Below are 17115 nucleotides of genomic sequence, written 5' to 3'. Positions count from 1 at the left end.
ATAAGGATTGTTAAAAAAATAAAAGCTGGGTTTGACATTTCTTCCCAGCTAGTTGATATAATTATGCTTTGTGCATGGATAAAGCTGACAACTGTTAGCATAGGTCAGGAAGGGAATCGTCCCTTCTTCCCTAGACTAAATGCTAACGAAAGGACTTAGAGGAGTCCCCAGAAGTGGAGAACACCTTGTCCACTAAGAATTTCGGTTAAGAGAGCGGCAATGAAGCCAATCATGGCTAAACGACCGTTCCAGTTTTCAGAAGCTGTGTTAAAACCAAATTTGAAATCGTTGCGATTTTCTTCCATAATGACCTCCGAGAGAATAAGAAATGTGCCGTAAATTTTGTCAGTAGATGTGTATGGGATAACTTGACTAAATTTAGAGGAGTCCCCAGAAGTGGAGAACACCTTGTCCACTAAGAATTTCGGTTAAGAGAGCGGCAATGAAGCCAATCATGGCTAAACGACCGTTCCAGTTTTCAGCACCTACGTTGAAACCAAATTTAAAATCGTTGGGATTTTCTTCCATGATGACCTCTGAGTGAATGATTACTTTCTTTAACTTCTGTAAACAAATGTAACTAAATTTTGTAAAGATAGCAATCATCTGTAAGGAATAGAACCATTGTTTTTTTGAATCTCATTAATTGCTTTTTCGTGCTACGGTTGCAAACTATTGTTTTTGGGAGAAATTTGAGCTAATGCTTGACAAACAAACGCTTTTTGCGGCTTCTTTATTTCCTTATCTTGGTTTTTTGTGGTTTCTCACGCGATCGCGCCAAGTTCCTCGTTTAGCCCTCATTGGCTTCTATATTCTGTTATTATTTGTTTTGGTGACAATCCCTGCTGGTATTTATGCCCAACGCTCTTACGGAGAATCCCTAGCAAATGTGGATTGGTTACACGGGAGTGCTGAGTTTTTCTCACCCTGTCTAACATTCTGGTTGCGTTAGGATTTGCCATCGCGATCGAAAAATATAAACAGTCTTCCTCGGATCAAGAAAAATCGCAATGACTTTTTCCTCCCAGACTAATTCTCTTTGCCATCCTGAAACCGAAACGGTATTAGGCATCAAAGTGCATCTTCTCTCAGACTATCTAGCTTGGCTTCAAACCCGTTATGAAGAGGGAAAAGGCACTCATGTGGTGACGCTAAATGCGGAAATGGTGATGTTAGCGCGAAAACATCCCGAACTTGCCAGCGCGATCGCGCAAGCCGATTTAGTGATCCCAGATGGGGCAGGAGTTGTCCTTTCTTTACGTCTGCAAGGGAAAAAACAGCAGCGTTACCCCGGGATTGAACTAGCCGCCGCCCTCATATCGAAAATGGCTGAAAATGAGGCTTCAGAAGAGATTTTTTTCTATGGGGGAGAACCAGAACGAGCCGCGATCGCTGCGAAAAACTGGCAACATCAATATCCACAGCTTTCTATTCACACCCAACATGGCTATCTTTCTCCCAAGGAACAAACCGAACTTTGTGAAACCTTACAAGCTAAACAACCCCGTTTAATCCTTGTGGGATTAGGAGTTCCCCGTCAAGAACTCTGGATTGCTGAAAATCGCCATCTTTGCCCCAATTCAACATGGATTGGCATTGGTGGAGCATTTGATATTTGGTCAGGTTCAAAACCACGCGCTCCCCAATGGTTTTGTGAGCATAATTTAGAATGGTTATACCGATTTTATCAAGAGCCTTCTCGTTGGCAACGAATGCTAGTGTTACCGCAATTTGCCTGGGCTGTTCTCACTCAAGGAAATAACGCTTCTCGATGAGTCTTCGCACCTCTCGGAAAATTCCCTCTCTCGTCAAAAAATATTTGATGGCGTTAACAGGAATTGCCCTCATGGGGTTTGTTTTCGCACACATGGTAGGCAATCTCCAAATGTTTGTTTCCCCAGAAGCAATGAATCAATACGCCTATTTTCTCCATCATGTGATTCCCTCTCCCTTACGTTGGGCATTTCGTTTAGGCTTGCTACTAATGGTAGGGCTTCATATCTGGATGGCAGCCCTCTTAAAACTGGAAAATCGCGCGGCTCGTCCGCAAAAATATGTGGTAAACCGTTGGCTACAAGCCAGTAGTGCTTCCCGATATATGGGGATTAGCGGTTTTATCCTCTTGGTGTATATTATCTTCCATTTGCTACACTTCACTGTTCAAAGTCTTCATCCTGAATTTCAGATGCTTACCTATGAGATGGAAGAAAAAACCGTGCAAGATGTCTATGCCATGATGATTTATGGCTTTTCTAGTCAATTTTGGTATATCTCAGGATTTTATATCATTGCCATGGGGTTATTATGCTGGCATTTATCCCATGGGGCGAACAGTATTTTCCAAACCTTAGGGCTACGAAATGAGCGTATTCGTTACCATTTGCATGAGATAGCTTGGTGGTTTGGCACGATTTTATTTCTGGGGTTTACCTCGATTCCCTTTGCGGTATTAATTGCAGAAACCAGTAATATCTTGCTACCCACTCAGCCTGTTTTAGCCCAAATTGAAACTTGGGATGGTGAAAGCCCGATTATCATTGACTATTCTCAAAATGAAATTCCAGTCCAACATTCCCCTCGGCACCTTAGCCGAAAAATGGGACAACCATAAATCGCAATTAAAGTTAGTTAGCCCGAATAATCGACGAAAATATCACATTCTTGTTGTCGGAACTGGATTAGCTGGCGCATCAGCAGCCGCTTCTCTGGGAGAAATGGGATATCAGGTGAGTTGCTTTTGTTATCAAGATAGCCCTCGTCGCGCCCACTCCATCGCCGCCCAAGGGGGATTAAATGCCGCAAAAAACTATCAAAATGATGGGGACTCCATATATCGCCTTTTTTACGACACGATTAAAGGAGGAGACTATCGTTCTCGGGAAGCTAATGTTTATCGCCTCGCCCAAGTTAGCGTTAATATCATTGACCAAATGGTAGCCCAAGGCGTTCCTTTTGCCCGAGAATATGGGGGCTTATTAGCCAATCGTTCCTTTGGGGGAACACAAGTTAGTCGTACTTTCTACGCCCGTGGACAAACTGGGCAACAACTGCTTTTAGGCGCATACCAGCAATTAAGTCGGCAAATTGGCAATGGGCAAGTCAAAATGTACAGCCGTCACGAAATGTTGGAATTAGTGCTGGTAGAGGGAGAAGCCAAAGGGATTATAACCCGTAATCTGGTAACGGGGGAAATGAATCGTTGGGCAGGGGATTGTGTCATTCTTTGTACAGGGGGATATAGTAATGCTTATTTTCTTTCCACCAATGCTCAAGGCTGTAATGTAACAGCTACCTATCGCGCTTACCGTAAAGGGGCAGGATTTGCGAATCCTTGTTACACCCAGATTCATCCGACTTGTATTCCTGTTCATGGGAAACAACAGTCCAAGCTAACTTTAATGTCAGAGTCACTGCGTAATGATGGACGGATTTGGGTGCCAAAAGACCCTGAAATGGCTCAAAAGTTGCGCGATCGCGCTATTTCTCCCCACAACATACCAGAAGAGGCGAGAGACTATTATTTAGAGCGTAAATACCCCAGTTTTGGTAATCTTGCCCCTAGAGATATTTCTTCTCGGGCAGCGAAAGAAGTTTGTGATCAAGGGCGAGGGGTGGGAACCACCGGTTATGGCGTATTCCTAGACTTTCATGATGCTATCGAGCGTATCGGTGAGAAGCCCATTTCTGAACGCTATGGCAACTTATTTGCCATGTATGAGCAAATTACAGGGGATAACCCCAAACAAACCCCAATGATGATTTATCCTGCTGTTCATTACACCATGGGGGGGCTTTGGGTGGATTATAATCTGCAAAGTAATATTCCAGGGCTTTTTGTTGCTGGAGAAGCCAATTTTTCGGATCATGGGGCAAATCGTCTGGGCGCGTCGGCGTTGATGCAGGGATTAGCCGATGGTTATTTTATTTTGCCCTACACAGTGGGTCATTATTTAGCCAGTCAAGGGCTTTCTAATGCAGGAAAAGTCACAACTGATCTCCCTGAGTTTTCTCAAGCGGAAACTGAGGCAAAAGATAGGATTAAACGGCTTTTAAAGAACAAGCATCATGGGAAAGCCAGTCCCCGTTATTTTCATCAGCGCATTGGTGAGATTCTTTGGAATGAATGCGGTTTAGTAAGGAGTCAAGAAGGCTTGAAAAAAGCGTTAAGTGAGATTGTTGCCCTTAAAGAAGAATTTTGGCAAACCGTTAAAATCGTAGGAGGGGAGGACTTTAATCAAGAGTTAGAAAGAGCAGGGCGAATTGCTGATTTTATTGAGTTTGGGGAGTTAATGTGTCGCGATGCGTTACACCGTGAGGAGTCTTGTGGCAGTCATTTTCGAGTAGAACATCAATATACAGAAGAAGATAAGGAAGTAAAAAATGGGTTCTTATCCGCAGGGGAAGCGAAACGAAATGATCAAGATTTTGCTTTTGTTTCCATTTGGGAATTTGCAGGAGATGAACAACCACCCATTCTCCATAAAGAGCCGCTAATTTATGAGGAAGTGAACTTTTCCACGCGATCTTATCAGTAATGCGCTTTATTTCATCAAAAAACAGGTTCTATAGCGATTCTCAGTATCCCAAATGCTGCATTGCCTTATCTGTAACCATGCGTCCTCTTGGAGTTCGTTGTAAAAAGCCAATTTGTAATAAATAAGGCTCATAAACGTCTTCAATGGTGAGAGAATCTTCTCCTGTGGCAGCAGCAACCGCTTCTAGTCCCACAGGTCCCCCATGAAACTGGTCAATCATGGTATTGAGAATCAGGCGATCTGTCCAGTCTAAGCCCATTTGATCCACTTGGAATAATTCTAGAGCTTCCGCAGCAATATCTTCAGTAATCGTTCCTAATTCCTTAACTTGGGTATAATCACGCACTCTTTTGAGGAGACGGTTAGCAATACGAGGAGTACCGCGCGATCGCGCTGCAATTTCTTTTGCCCCTTCCAAAACAATCTCAGTTTCTAATACTTGGGCAGTGCGTAAAACAATTTCAGTTAACTCATCCAACTCATAAAACTGTAACCGCTGAATCATCCCAAAGCGATCGCGCAGGGGAGAAGTTAACGATCCCACCCTTGTTGTTGCCCCCACTAAAGTAAACGGCACTAAAGGAATACTACGGGTTTTCGCACTCTGTCCTTTCCCCACTGTAATATCAAGCCGTCCATCTTCCATCGCGGGATAAAGTAACTCTTCAGTAATCCGATTAAGGCGATGAATCTCATCAATAAACAGCACATCCCCCGGATTTAAATTCACCAATAACCCTGTAATATCCCGTGGACGTTCTAAGGCTGGAGCTGCAGTAATTTTACACTGTACTCCCATTTCCGAGGCAAGAATTAGAGACATGGTGGTTTTACCTAAACCAGGGGGACCATATAACAATAAATGATCCATTGCCTCTCCCCGTTGTTTAGCTGCCGTAATGGCAATACTCAACACCGCCTTTAATTCTTTTTGTCCAATATAATCATCAAGGCGATGGGGGCGTAGAGAGTCTTCATTGCTATTACTTTCCTCAGCAGTGGCATTACTTTGTAACAACTCATTCCGTTGTTTTTTCTCCCCTTTACTTTGATTTTTAGATTTTCCTTGTTCTGAGGAACGTTTGATCGCCATAATTAAACAGATGATAACTGATTGGAAGAACTAAAATGGTTTTAGCTAAACGCATTCTACCTTGCCTCGATGTTAACGCTGGGCGCGTCGTGAAAGGCGTTAATTTTGTTAATCTTCGTGATGCTGGAGACCCCGTAGAATTAGCAAAACGCTACGATGAGGCGGGGGCGGATGAATTAGTCTTTTTAGATATTACAGCGACCCATGAAGAACGAGACACCATCCTAGAAGTAGTACAACAAACCGCAGAACAGGTATTTATTCCCCTCACCGTTGGCGGTGGCATTCAATCCTTAGAACATATTAAAAAATTGTTAAGAGCGGGGGCAGATAAAGTTAGCATTAACTCAGGTGCTGTGCGGAACCCCGATTTAGTTAATGAAGCGAGTCAGCAAGTGGGCAAACAGTCCATTGTCATTGCCATTGATGCCCGTCGGCGCAAGAGTATAGATAATCCAGGTTGGGATGTTTATGTGCGTGGCGGACGAGAAGATACAGGCATTGACGCACTGACATGGGCAAAGGAAATGGAAAGACGGGGAGCTGGAGAATTACTAGTAACTAGCATGGATGCTGATGGAACCCAAGCAGGCTATGATCTGCCCTTAACCCGCGCCATTAGTGAAGCCGTAGAGATTCCTGTTATCGCCTCAGGAGGTGCTGGCAATGTTAAGCATATTGGGGAAGCCTTTACCGAAGGAAAAGCCGAAGCTGCCCTATTAGCATCTCTCCTACATTACGGTCAATTAACGGTTTCTGAAATTAAGGATTATCTTCAGCAGCAGGGAGTTGTTGTTCGTATTACTTAATCCTTTTCAACAAAAATTATCTAGCAAACAACAAAGTTAGCAACTTATGTATTAAGATAGAAATAAATGTTACATTTTGTTAAATATGCTGATACTTATTCTCATTTTTGATATTGCTCTTGTTGCTTGGTCATTACACCTAATGCAATCAGCATTTGAATATCAGGAATTTTCTCTGATGCTTGCTGGCACCTTAGTCGCCTTGGCGGCTGCAGCCATTATGCTTTCATCTCTCATGATGGGAAGCTGTTTAGGCTATCTTGGTTAAGATGATTCCCTCCTGCTTAATTATTTCTGCTAAAGCCTTGACAAAGTTAGCAGTGCTAGGGGAAGATTATATATGCGCTCGGGGCTATAGCTCAGTTGGTAGAGCACCTCAATGGCATTGAGGGGGTCAGCGGTTCGAGTCCGCTTAGCTCCATTTAATTCTGCGGGGCTACGTCAGCGTAGCAGTTTTGTCATATTAACGCGCTTCCATAGTTAATACATAGTGGCTAATTCATCTGGCAAGTGTTTAAGTCCCCCCGACCTGGGCTTTTTTTTTATTTTGATCGATAGATGATTTAAACAGGTGCGAGGCGGTATAACTGATAGCAAGGTAGAAAAGCTAATCTAAAATAACGTTTAAGTATATTCAATTGAGCTCTATTAAGCAATACACTCAACCTAGCAAAATCCTACCAAATCGAAATTAGCGACTGTCTATAGAAAAATACCGTTTGGCATCGCTGACGAGTTACGACTCTAATATCAACCTTATATGAGACAAAACGTCCAAAAAATTAAAAACTTGCAAAAAAGATTTAAAAAAGCCCCCCTTGGTTTTGTCCAACTCTGGAATATGAGTTTTGGCTTCTTCGGAATTCAGTTCGGTTGGACATTACAAATGGCAAATACCAGTGCCATTTATGAATATTTAGGAGCCAATCCTGAACAAATCCCCATTTTATGGTTAGCCGCTCCCATGAGTGGGTTAATCGCACAGCCCATTATTGGCTACATGAGTGACCGCACTTGGACAAGATTAGGGCGCAGACGACCCTATTTCCTCTTGGGCGCGATTCTTAGTTCCATAGCCCTGATTATAATGCCTAACTCTTCTAGTTTATGGATGGCAGCGGGAGCCTTATGGATGCTCGATACCTCTGTCAATATTAGTATGGAGCCATTTCGGGCTTTTGTTTCTGACTTAGTCCCCAAAAATCAACGGACTCTTGGTTTTGGGATGCAAGCGTTTTTCATTGGCTTGGGAGCAGTGATGGCTTCCATTTGCCCTTGGATTCTTAATCATTGGTTTGGCTTTAATCAAGTGGTCACCCCAGAAGGGGAAATTCCTAGTACCGTCAAAATCTCCTATTACGTTGGAGCAGCAGTATTTTTAGGCACTGTCTTATGGACAGTTTTCACCACGAAAGAATACCCGCCACAAGATTTAGAGGCCCTGAAAAACCGCCAAGAAAATACAGGTGGGGTTTTTGGCATCATTAAAGGCATTTTTGATAAGGTTCGTACTATGCCTGAGTTGATGAAACAGTTAGCTTGGGTGCAGTTTTTCACCTGGTTAGGCATTTTTTGTGTCTTTCTCTATTTTCCCCCAGCCGTGGGACATGAAATTTTTGGCGCCACAACAGAAAGTTCTCCTCTCTACCAACAAGGCATTGAATGGGCTGGAATTTGTATTGCTCTATACAATGTAGTTTGTTTTATTTATTCTCTATTTCTCTCTCGCATTGCTGCTGCAACCAGTCGTAAAACTACCCATGCTTTTAGTTTATTCTGTGGGGGCGCTGGGTTAATTTCCCTACTATTTGTAGAGAATCATTATTTACTATTAATCCCTATGGCTTGTTTTGGGTTAGCGTGGGCGAGTGCTTTAACTATGCCTTATTCTATGCTCTCAGATGTTTTACCGATGAGGGATACAGGAATTTACATGGGAATTTTCAATGCTTTTATTGTTATCCCCCAAATTATCGCGGCTTTAGGTTTGGGCTGGGTGATGGACAACCTTTTAAGTAATAATCGTATCTTTGCTCTTGCTGTTGGTGGTGTATCTATGGTGATTGCTGCAGTTTTAGTACAGTGGGTTAAGGATGTGGCAAAAGAGTCACAAACCGTTGGCAAAAAGCCCAAATTAGCAACTGAACCAGCTAAAGAATAATTGATTGATTGCTGAACAATGGTTCAAGTTATTCTAAAATAGACACAGCCAAGCACAACAAATTACCATCATGGATGTTAAAGCCGCTGTTGCCTTTGAAGCCAACCAACCCTTAAAACTAGAAACAGTACAACTGGATCCGCCCCAAGCAGGAGAAGTTTTAGTAGAGATTAAGGCAACAGGAGTTTGCCACACTGATGCTTATACTCTCTCTGGAAAAGATCCAGAAGGACTATTTCCGAGCATTTTAGGGCATGAAGGAGCGGGAGTCGTTGCAGAAGTAGGGAAAGGGGTAAAAAGCCTCAAACCTGGCGATCATGTAATTCCTCTCTATACCCCAGAATGTCGCGAGTGTAAGTTCTGTTTGTCTCAAAAAACCAATCTTTGTCAAGCGATCCGTTCTACCCAAGGAAAGGGGGTAATGCCTGATGGAACCAGTCGTTTTTCTTTGAATGGGGAAAGACTGCATCATTTTATGGGCACTTCCACATTTGCTAACTATACAGTTTTACCCGAAATTGCTTTGGCAAAGATTCGAGAAGATGCGCCCTTTGATAAAGTTTGTTATATCGGTTGCGGTGTTACAACAGGGATTGGAGCAGTTTTATTTACTGCCAAAGTAGAAGCCGGAGCCAATGTAGTTGTGTTTGGCTTAGGGGGAATTGGCTTAAATGTGATTCAAGGGGCAAAAATGGTGGGTGCTGATAAAATTATCGGCGTAGATATTAATCCCCAAAAACGCCCTCTTGCAGAACAATTTGGAATGACTGACTTTGTTAATCCCCATGAAATTAAGGGAGATATTGTTAATTATTTAGTAGAATTAACGGATGGTGGCGCAGATTATAGTTTTGAATGTATTGGTAACATTAATGTCATGCGTCAGGCTCTAGAATGCTGTCATAAAGGCTGGGGAGTTTGTACTATTATTGGAGTAGCTGGAGCCGGAGAAGAAATTTCCACTCGCCCAGTGCAATTAGTAACCGGTCGAGTTTGGAAAGGAAGCGCATTTGGGGGTGCAAGAGGACGCACTGATGTTCCAAAAATTGTGGATTGGTACATGGATGGGAAAATTAATATTGATCCCCTGATTACTCATACTCTCCCCATTGACCAAATTAACGATGCGTTTAATCTCATGCACGAAGGAAGTTCTATTCGCACGGTTTTAACTTACTAACAATGAGTTCTAAGGATCAAACCGCAGTTAAAGAGTATGCTAATCTCGCACCAGTGTACGATCAACGCTGGTCTTTTTATGTGGAAGCAACCATTAAAGCCACTATTGAGCGTTTAGAAAAAAATCCCGAAGGAAAGATTTTAGATTTGGCTTGTGGCACGGGGACATTACTTACTTATTTGCTTGAGTTTATCCCTCCAGAAAATTTGTTTGGGATTGATATTTCTGAGGAAATGTTAGCAGTGGCAAGAGAAAAACTCCCACCTGGGGTTAATTTATCCCTAGCAGAGTCTAATAAGCTTCCTTTTCCTAATAATAAGTTTGAACAAGTAATTTCTACCAATAGCTTTCATTACTTTCGGCAACCCCAAATGGTCTTACAAGAAGTACACCGAGTTCTTAAGCCAGGGGGGCAGTTAGTCATTACTGATTGGTGTCGAGATTTTGTTACTTGCCGTCTGTTAGATTGGTATTTGCGTTGGTTTAATGAGGCGCATTTTTATACTTATAATAGTAAAGAATTACACAATTTACTAGAACAAGCAGGATTTAAAAATATTTCCGTTGACCAATATAAGATTAATTGGTTTTGGGGGATGATGACCGTGAAAACAGTACAATAATTCTCAGTAAGAATGTCTCAGCTTCAATTAAATTCTCAACATCGCTGTTTTGGGGGTAGTGTCAGTTACTATCAACATGACTCTCAAGTGTGTAACGCGCCGATGCGTTTTTCTGTCTTTTTGCCACCCCAAGCAAAAACGTCTGCTGTGCCTGTATTATATTTTCTTTCAGGGCTAACTTGTACCGAAGAAAATTTCACAGTTAAATCAGGCGTACAGGGAAAAGCCGCAGAATTAGGAATTGCAATTATTGCCCCAGATACCAGTCCTCGTCACACTGGGATTCCTGATGAAGATAAAGAGTATGATTTAGGAAGTGGCGCAGGATTTTATGTAAATGCGACTCAGTCCCCTTGGCAACAACATTATCAGATGTATAGCTATGTGGTGGAAGAATTACCACAGTTAGTGGAAAGCGAATTTCCCATTATTCCAGGAAAACGGGGAATTTTTGGTCATTCTATGGGAGGACATGGGGCGCTAATTTGTGCGCTACGGAATCCTAATTTTTATCTGTCCGTCTCTGCTTTTGCCCCGATCGCGGCTTTAAAACAATGTGCCTGGGGTAAAAAAGCACTGACCCATTATTTAGGAGATAATCAGCAATTATGGGATGATTATGATGCCACAGAACTAATTAAAAGAAAAACTTGGCTTGATAAACCAATTTTAATTGACCAAGGGACAGAGGATAATTTTTTAGCACAACAGCAATTATTACCTGAGGAATTAGCAAAAGCCTGTGAGCAAATTGGTCAACCTTTAAACTTAAGATATCAAGAGGGATATGATCATAGCTACTTTTTTATTAGTAGTTTTATCGCTGATCATCTACAGCATCATAAGCAATTTTTAATTTAGTTGAGAGAGTTCATCGCTAGTATGAAAACCGAAGAGAAACAAGGGACGATTAATATTCGTGGTGTTGATCACTATTATGAGTGGATTTGTCAAGGAAATTCCAGCAAACCCGTTTTAGTATTTATCCATGGTTGGGGCGGATCAGGGCGTTATTGGAAAACTACTGCCACTGCGCTGAGTCCTTATTTTAACTGTCTTTTATATGACATAAGAGGGTTTGGGCGTTCTCCTTTACCAGCAGAGCATTCAATTTCTTTTGATATGGAAGAGTATGCCGAAGATTTAGCCTTACTTTTAGAGGGATTAAATTTAGATCAAGTTTATCTCAATGCTCATTCAATGGGAGCATCTTTTGCTACACTATTTTTAACTCGTTATCCTGAAAAAGTTAAGCAAGCAATTTTGACTTGTAGTGGTATTTTTAATTATAATCCCGTTACATTTAATTTGTTTCATTTTGCGGGAAATTATGTGGTGAAATTACGATTTAACTGGCTTCTTAATATCCCAGCAATGGATCGCTTATTTATGGCGAGATTTCTCTATCAATCAATTCCTGAAGCAGAAAGGAAGGCTTTTTTAGAAGATTATTTATTAGCGGACGAAGTCGCAGCCAAAGGCACAATTGATACTGCTGTTAGTAAGCACGCAGCAACAGTCATGCCTGAGGCTTTTGCTAAAGTTTCTGTTCCGACACTATTAATTGCAGGGGAAAAGGATATTATTATTCCCACTAAACTAGCCAAAAAAGCGGCAAGTTTAAATTCTGAATATATTGAGTATTTTGAGTTGCCAAAAACAGGACATTTTCCAATGCTAGAAGATGCTCCTCGTTATTTGAAAAAAGTATCGGAATTTTTGCAACTCGTGCCATCTGAAAAGCAGTAACCAAGGAATCATTATCCCATGTCTAATAAGTCATGCTACAGTAGTGTACTAATTGGTGACCAGTTAACAGTTACCATGTAACTGTAACCATAGTTTTCAAAAATGGCATTACCAGTGATCCAAAACTCAAGACGTAGCTCTTTCCCGCTCACATCCACAGCAAGACAGATGAGGCGAGTTTTAATCTGCACGTTATAATTTGTTACGAAACCTATATTTATAGCAACCCTAGTTTTATGAGTAACCCTGCTTTGCACGCCTTTTATGTTGGTCGCGCCTTTGCGGAAGTGCTAGGTGAACGCCTAGAAGATACTGTTACCAATACGCTAAGTGAACTTGGACAACTCGAAGCCAAACAGCAAGAAGCGATGCGAGAATTTGTAGAGGAGGTCATGGCTCGTGCTGAACAAAATGAGAGTCAAGTCTCTTCTTCTACTCCTACGGGAAGTAGCACTTCTTCAACCAGTCCTTCCCAAAAAGCACAGAGTTCTCCTGAAGATGTGCAAGCGATGATTGATGAATTACGAGCTTCCATCGCCAGTTTACGAACAGAACTGAACGCTTATAAAAATCAAAAGAAATAATTAAATTACAACATCTTTATTTTTCCTAGTTTTCTATTCATTTTATCGCTAAACTGTAATAAGGAATCCTGCTGTGTCTGCGCTCTCTGAGAAATTAAATCGGACTTCCCTAAACCCTAAAAATTTACTCCCGTCTTCTCCCCCGAAACCTGGGAAAAAAGCCTATCGTTGGAATCGAGAGAATTACTCTCGCAACCGCCGACGGTTAGATATTTGGATATTTGTTTTAACCCTTTTATTTAAGCTCTGGTTAGAAGGAAAAAAATGGAGCTATATTGGGGGCTATACGGAAGAGAAAAAGCTAGCTCGTCGTAAAGCGAGAGCAGTTTGGATTCGAGAAAGCCTATTAGAATTGGGCCCCACATTTATCAAGGTGGGTCAGCTATTTTCGACTCGTGCTGATATTTTCCCTGTTGAATATGTAGAGGAACTCTCGAAACTGCAGGATAAAGTCCCTGCTTTTGACTTTGAACAGGTAGAAGCCATTGTTAAAGAAGATTTAGGCAAAACAGTGGCTCAACTGTTTGCAAGTTTTGATCCCACTCCTTTGGCGGCAGCCAGTTTAGGACAAGTTCACAAAGCGCAACTTCATAGTGGGGAAACAGTTGTTGTTAAAGTGCAACGTCCGGGTCTGAAAAAGCTATTTACCATTGATTTAGCGATTCTCAAACGCATTGCTCGTTACTTTCAAAATCACCCCCGCTGGGGAAAAGGGCGAGACTGGATTGGAATTTATGATGAATGTTGTCGCATTCTTTGGGAAGAAGCAGATTATCTTAATGAAGGGCGAAATGCCGACACTTTCCGTCGCAATTTTCAAAATTACAAGGAAGTTCGGGTACCACGGGTTTATTGGCGTTATACTTCCTTGCGGGTTTTAACCTTAGAGTTTGTTCCTGGCATTAAAATTAGCAATCATGAGGCCTTAGATGCGGCAGGAGTTAATCGCAGTGTCATTGCTCGTTTAGGGGCGGAAACTTATCTGCAACAGTTGCTCTATGATGGCTTCTTTCACGCTGATCCTCACCCTGGTAATTTGGCAGTTACTCCCCAGGGACAGCTAATTTTTTATGATTTTGGCATGATGGGACGGATTCAAAGTAATGTTCGGGAACAATTAATGGAGACGCTGTTTGGGATTGCGGAAAAAAACGGCGATCGCGTTCTCAATTCTTTGGTGGAATTGGGAGCATTAGCCCCCACTGGAGATATGAGCCCTGTGCGTCGTTCCATTCAGTATATGCTGGATAACTTTATGGATGAGCCTTTTGAAGAACAATCTGTAGCAACGATTAGTGACGATTTATATGAAATTGCTTACAATAATCCTTTCCGCTTTCCTGCAACGTTTACCTTTGTAATGAGAGCTTTTTCCACTCTCGAAGGCGTGGGAAAAAGTCTTGATCCTGAATTCAATTTTATGGAAGTTGCTCAACCTTACGCCATGGATGTTATGAATAATAACGGTTACGAAAATAGCAAAACCTTTTTTGATGAAATTAGCCGCCAAGCGGCACAGGTAAGTTCTACAGCTTTAGGATTACCCCGTCGTTTAGAAGAAACCATTGATAAACTCGAAAGAGGGGATGTTCGTCTGCGGGTTCGTTCTATTGAAAGCGATCGTATTCTCCGTAGAATGAGTGGGGTTCAATTAGGTACTAACTATACCCTACTTATGGCGGCTTTCGTCATTTCGGCAACTATTTTTATAGTTAATGACTTGATAATTTTAGGTATTATTATGGCAGTAGCTGCTGGAGCTTGTGGATTTGCTTTTATTCGGCTATTGAAACGTTTAGATCGTTGGGATCGAATGCAATAATCCAGTAAAATTGAGCTAATTTCTATTGTTTACATTGATGATTACTGTTATTAAAAAGAGCTATGAAACGTCGCTTTAATGGGCACACAGATACCGGGGTAATGCGTGCCGTCAATCAAGACTCTTATTATTATGATCCCCAAGGGCGTTTTTTTATTGTTGCTGATGGCATGGGGGGACATGCTGGTGGGCAAGAGGCTAGTAAAATTGCTACAGAAACCATTAGCAATTACTTAGAACAATATTGGGAGTCAGACATTGAGTCAGAAACGCTATTAAAACAGGCGGTAGAGGAAGCAAACGAGAAAATTTTAGAAGACCAGCAAACACATCTAGAACGTGCCGAAATGGGAACCACTGTCGTTGTGGTGATTTTTCGTAATCAGAAGTGTTGGTGCGCTCATGTGGGAGATTCAAGACTTTATCTTTGGCGACAAAATGAACTGACTCCCCTAACTGAAGATCACACTTGGGTAGCTTGGGCGTTAAAATCAGGAACTATCTCCCGAGAAGAAGCAGCTATCCATCCCTGGCGACACGTTTTATCCCAATGTTTAGGACGAAAAGAACTTTATAGTATTGATATTGATTTTCTAAATATTCAACCCGGCGATCGCTTGCTTTTATGTAGTGATGGGTTAACAGGAGAAGTTTCAGAAGAAGAGATTACTAGTTATATCAATTCTATGGAAACTTGTGAGGAAGCTGTTACAAAATTGATCGAAACGGCTAAAGCAAATGGAGGGTCTGATAATATTACCGTAATTATGGTGGAGGAAGGAGAAACTGAAGCTAGTTTTTCTGCTCAAGATGGAAAAGATACTTTATCCTCTGAGTATTAAATCATCCCTTCATCGTGACAAAACTTTCGGTTTTTGATTATTCTAAGACAAGTAGGTAAAGTTCGAGAGTTACCTTTCTTCTGAACCCAATTGGGTTCATGATAGAAAAACCTAATATTGTTTATTAAAAGTCACTGGATACGTAGTCTCCGCTTGTAAAGACTATCTCTCTGGCTAATGTCAAAGAATGGGTATGACTAACTAACAAATTCAGTTTGATTAAGGAAATATTCATGAGAAACAAGACCCTCCCATCAAATCAAAAAAGATTCTGATGGGAGAGAGTCAAAATGCCTCCTAACGCCCCATTCCCACATAATGGAAGCCAATGGCTTGTAACGCTTCCCTGTCAAGGAAATTACGCCCATCAATGATTACAGGAGTCGTCATTAAACCAGCCATTTTTTGATAGTCTAGAGAGAGAAACTGTTGCCAGTCTGTCACTAACACAAGGGCATCACAATTATCGGCAAGGCGTTCTGGATCGGTTTCCACAATCACATCCGATAACCCATCTCGAATCCCTGATTGCGAGACAATAGGATCATACGCCTTTACTTTTGCCCCTAAACGGGATAATTCTTGAATAATATTTAAAGCAGGGGCATCGCGCATATCATCAGTATTAGGCTTAAAGGCAAGTCCCAATAACCCAATAACTTTTCCTTTTAGGATTTTTAATTCTTTTTGTAGTTTTTCTACCACTAAGAGGCGTTGCCGTTTATTAACACTGATAGCAGACTTTAAGAGAGAGGCTTCATAATTGTAATCATCTGCGGTATGGACTAATGCTGACACATCCTTGGGAAAACAAGACCCTCCCCAACCAATGCCCGCTTGCAGGAATTTCGGTCCAATCCGTGAGTCTAAACCGATACCATTAGCTACTTGAGTCACATCGGCCCCAACGCGATCGCAGATATTGGCAACTTCATTAATAAAGCTAATTTTTGTAGCGAGAAACGCATTAGCCGCATACTTAATCATCTCCGCCGAACTTAAGTCAGTTACCACAACATTCACAGGAGGTAAAGACTTATCCTCAGCAAACTCCCGATTGACAATAGGAACATATAATTCTTGCATCAGATCGAGGGCTTTTTGGCTATTCCCCCCTAAAACAATGCGATCAGGATTAAACGTATCATAAACGGCTGATCCTTCTCGTAAAAACTCAGGATTACTGACCACATCAAAGTCAACATTGGCTTCCTCTAGTTGATTAACACCACCGCCACCGCTAGTGACTAATTCTTTCTGACGTTCGGCGACCCCATCCAGAACAATCATGCGTACCCAATCACCAGAACCAATGGGAACCGTGGATTTATTCACAATTACCTTATAATCGCCATTGAGATGCGTTCCAATGCCTTTGGCGACTGCTTCCACATAGCGGGTATCACTTTCACCACTAGGGAGTGCTGGCGTTCCCACGGCGATAAAGAGGACTTCTCCATGATTAACCCCTTTTCCTAAATCACTGCTAAACTCTAAGCGACCTGCTTCCATAGAAGCCTGCATCAACTCTGACAATTGAGGTTCATAAATGGGAGGCTGCCCTGATTGCATCAACTTGACTTTCTCCTCATTATTGTCAATGCAAATCACGTCATGCCCTGCATAAGATAAACAAACTCCGGTCACTAAGCCGACATATCCAGTTCCGATAACACAAACACGCATAGAGTTAAGTCCTTATTTTTCCTAGTATTGT

Annotated in this window: 18 protein-coding genes, 1 tRNA gene and 1 pseudogene; 15 read left to right on the top strand and 5 right to left on the bottom strand. The window is 41.8% G+C overall.

The window, feature by feature from the left end:
• Nucleotides 1-155 precede the first annotated feature (155 nt).
• Both FRE64_RS00430 and FRE64_RS00425 read right to left on the bottom strand, forming a co-directional pair.
• Nucleotides 156-305: a chlorophyll a/b-binding protein gene (locus FRE64_RS00430; protein ID WP_222597838.1), complete on the bottom strand. Its 150-nt coding sequence runs from the start codon at nucleotides 303-305 to the stop codon at nucleotides 156-158.
• Between the two features lie 73 nt (nucleotides 306-378).
• On the bottom strand, nucleotides 379-528 hold the full coding sequence (locus tag FRE64_RS00425; RefSeq protein ID WP_390622246.1) for a chlorophyll A-B binding protein: 150 nt from the start codon (nucleotides 526-528) through the stop codon (nucleotides 379-381).
• Between the two features lie 172 nt (nucleotides 529-700).
• Between FRE64_RS00425 and FRE64_RS00420 the strand changes: the two are divergent.
• The 4 genes and pseudogenes from FRE64_RS00420 to FRE64_RS00405 all read left to right on the top strand — a co-directional run bounded on the left by FRE64_RS00420 (nucleotide 701) and on the right by FRE64_RS00405 (nucleotide 4535).
• Nucleotides 701-1014 (top strand): annotated as a pseudogene (locus FRE64_RS00420) (DUF3593 domain-containing protein).
• Entirely contained in the window at nucleotides 1011-1775 is a 765-nt protein-coding gene (locus FRE64_RS00415; protein ID WP_146294154.1) for a WecB/TagA/CpsF family glycosyltransferase, read from the top strand. The pseudogene FRE64_RS00420 and the gene FRE64_RS00415 overlap by 4 nt, the downstream one beginning before the upstream one ends.
• Nucleotides 1772-2611, top strand: coding sequence for a succinate dehydrogenase cytochrome b subunit (locus FRE64_RS00410; RefSeq protein ID WP_146294153.1), 840 nt, complete (start codon nucleotides 1772-1774; stop codon nucleotides 2609-2611). Before FRE64_RS00415 ends, FRE64_RS00410 begins: the two co-directional genes overlap by 4 nt.
• Nucleotides 2553-4535 carry a fumarate reductase/succinate dehydrogenase flavoprotein subunit gene (locus FRE64_RS00405; RefSeq protein ID WP_146294152.1) on the top strand — a complete coding sequence of 661 codons (1983 nt, stop codon included), beginning with the start codon at nucleotides 2553-2555 and terminating at the stop codon, nucleotides 4533-4535. Before FRE64_RS00410 ends, FRE64_RS00405 begins: the two co-directional genes overlap by 59 nt.
• Nucleotides 4536-4575: 40 nt before the next feature.
• Here FRE64_RS00405 and ruvB read toward each other — a convergent pair whose 3' ends face one another.
• A complete protein-coding gene (ruvB, locus tag FRE64_RS00400) occupies nucleotides 4576-5628 on the bottom strand; it encodes a Holliday junction branch migration DNA helicase RuvB (RefSeq protein ID WP_146294151.1) in 1053 nt (350 codons plus the stop codon).
• A gap of 35 nt (nucleotides 5629-5663) precedes the next feature.
• Here ruvB and hisF point away from each other — a divergent pair, with 35 nt between their 5' ends.
• From hisF to FRE64_RS00360, 8 genes are all read left to right on the top strand, one after another.
• Complete coding sequence (hisF, locus tag FRE64_RS00395) at nucleotides 5664-6437, top strand: imidazole glycerol phosphate synthase subunit HisF (protein WP_146294150.1); 774 nt, start codon at nucleotides 5664-5666, stop codon at nucleotides 6435-6437.
• A gap of 85 nt (nucleotides 6438-6522) precedes the next feature.
• Nucleotides 6523-6705 (top strand): hypothetical protein, encoded by a 183-nt coding sequence (locus FRE64_RS00390; protein ID WP_146294149.1) that lies wholly within the window; start codon nucleotides 6523-6525, stop codon nucleotides 6703-6705.
• Between the two features lie 80 nt (nucleotides 6706-6785).
• A tRNA-Ala gene (locus tag FRE64_RS00385) sits at nucleotides 6786-6858 on the top strand.
• A gap of 339 nt (nucleotides 6859-7197) precedes the next feature.
• Nucleotides 7198-8598 carry an MFS transporter gene (locus tag FRE64_RS00380; RefSeq protein ID WP_146294148.1) on the top strand — a complete coding sequence of 467 codons (1401 nt, stop codon included), beginning with the start codon at nucleotides 7198-7200 and terminating at the stop codon, nucleotides 8596-8598.
• 70 nt (nucleotides 8599-8668) lie between these two features.
• A complete protein-coding gene (locus tag FRE64_RS00375; RefSeq protein WP_146294147.1) occupies nucleotides 8669-9778 on the top strand; it encodes an S-(hydroxymethyl)glutathione dehydrogenase/class III alcohol dehydrogenase in 1110 nt (369 codons plus the stop codon).
• A 2-nt stretch (nucleotides 9779-9780) separates the two neighbouring features.
• A complete protein-coding gene (locus FRE64_RS00370; protein ID WP_146294146.1) occupies nucleotides 9781-10401 on the top strand; it encodes a class I SAM-dependent methyltransferase in 621 nt (206 codons plus the stop codon).
• A 12-nt stretch (nucleotides 10402-10413) separates the two neighbouring features.
• On the top strand, nucleotides 10414-11262 hold the full coding sequence (fghA, locus tag FRE64_RS00365) for an S-formylglutathione hydrolase (RefSeq protein WP_146294145.1): 849 nt from the start codon (nucleotides 10414-10416) through the stop codon (nucleotides 11260-11262).
• 21 nt (nucleotides 11263-11283) lie between these two features.
• The gene (locus tag FRE64_RS00360; protein WP_146294144.1) at nucleotides 11284-12150 is read left to right on the top strand and encodes an alpha/beta fold hydrolase; all 867 of its coding nucleotides are present in this window, start codon (nucleotides 11284-11286) and stop codon (nucleotides 12148-12150) included.
• Between the two features lie 35 nt (nucleotides 12151-12185).
• Here the strand turns inward: FRE64_RS00360 and FRE64_RS17350 are convergent, their stop codons facing one another.
• A complete protein-coding gene (locus FRE64_RS17350) occupies nucleotides 12186-12341 on the bottom strand; it encodes a hypothetical protein (protein ID WP_186708893.1) in 156 nt (51 codons plus the stop codon).
• Between the two features lie 45 nt (nucleotides 12342-12386).
• Here FRE64_RS17350 and FRE64_RS00355 point away from each other — a divergent pair, with 45 nt between their 5' ends.
• The 3 genes from FRE64_RS00355 to FRE64_RS00345 all read left to right on the top strand — a co-directional run bounded on the left by FRE64_RS00355 (nucleotide 12387) and on the right by FRE64_RS00345 (nucleotide 15398).
• Nucleotides 12387-12734, top strand: a complete 348-nt coding sequence (locus FRE64_RS00355) for a DUF6825 family protein (protein WP_146294143.1) — start codon at nucleotides 12387-12389, stop codon at nucleotides 12732-12734.
• A gap of 73 nt (nucleotides 12735-12807) precedes the next feature.
• A complete protein-coding gene (locus tag FRE64_RS00350) occupies nucleotides 12808-14556 on the top strand; it encodes an ABC1 kinase family protein (protein ID WP_146294142.1) in 1749 nt (582 codons plus the stop codon).
• A 62-nt stretch (nucleotides 14557-14618) separates the two neighbouring features.
• A complete protein-coding gene (locus tag FRE64_RS00345; RefSeq protein WP_146294141.1) occupies nucleotides 14619-15398 on the top strand; it encodes a Stp1/IreP family PP2C-type Ser/Thr phosphatase in 780 nt (259 codons plus the stop codon).
• 297 nt (nucleotides 15399-15695) lie between these two features.
• Here the strand turns inward: FRE64_RS00345 and FRE64_RS00340 are convergent, their stop codons facing one another.
• On the bottom strand, nucleotides 15696-17084 hold the full coding sequence (locus tag FRE64_RS00340) for a UDP-glucose dehydrogenase family protein (RefSeq protein WP_146294140.1): 1389 nt from the start codon (nucleotides 17082-17084) through the stop codon (nucleotides 15696-15698).
• Between the last annotated feature and the right edge of the window lie 31 nt (nucleotides 17085-17115).

The organism is Euhalothece natronophila Z-M001, assembly GCF_007904085.1.
In the GTDB taxonomy this organism is placed as follows: Bacteria; Cyanobacteriota; Cyanobacteriia; order Cyanobacteriales; family Rubidibacteraceae; genus Halothece; species Halothece natronophila.
Note: the sequence above shows the minus strand (reverse complement) of the source record. Positions and strands in the feature narration are given on the sequence as shown.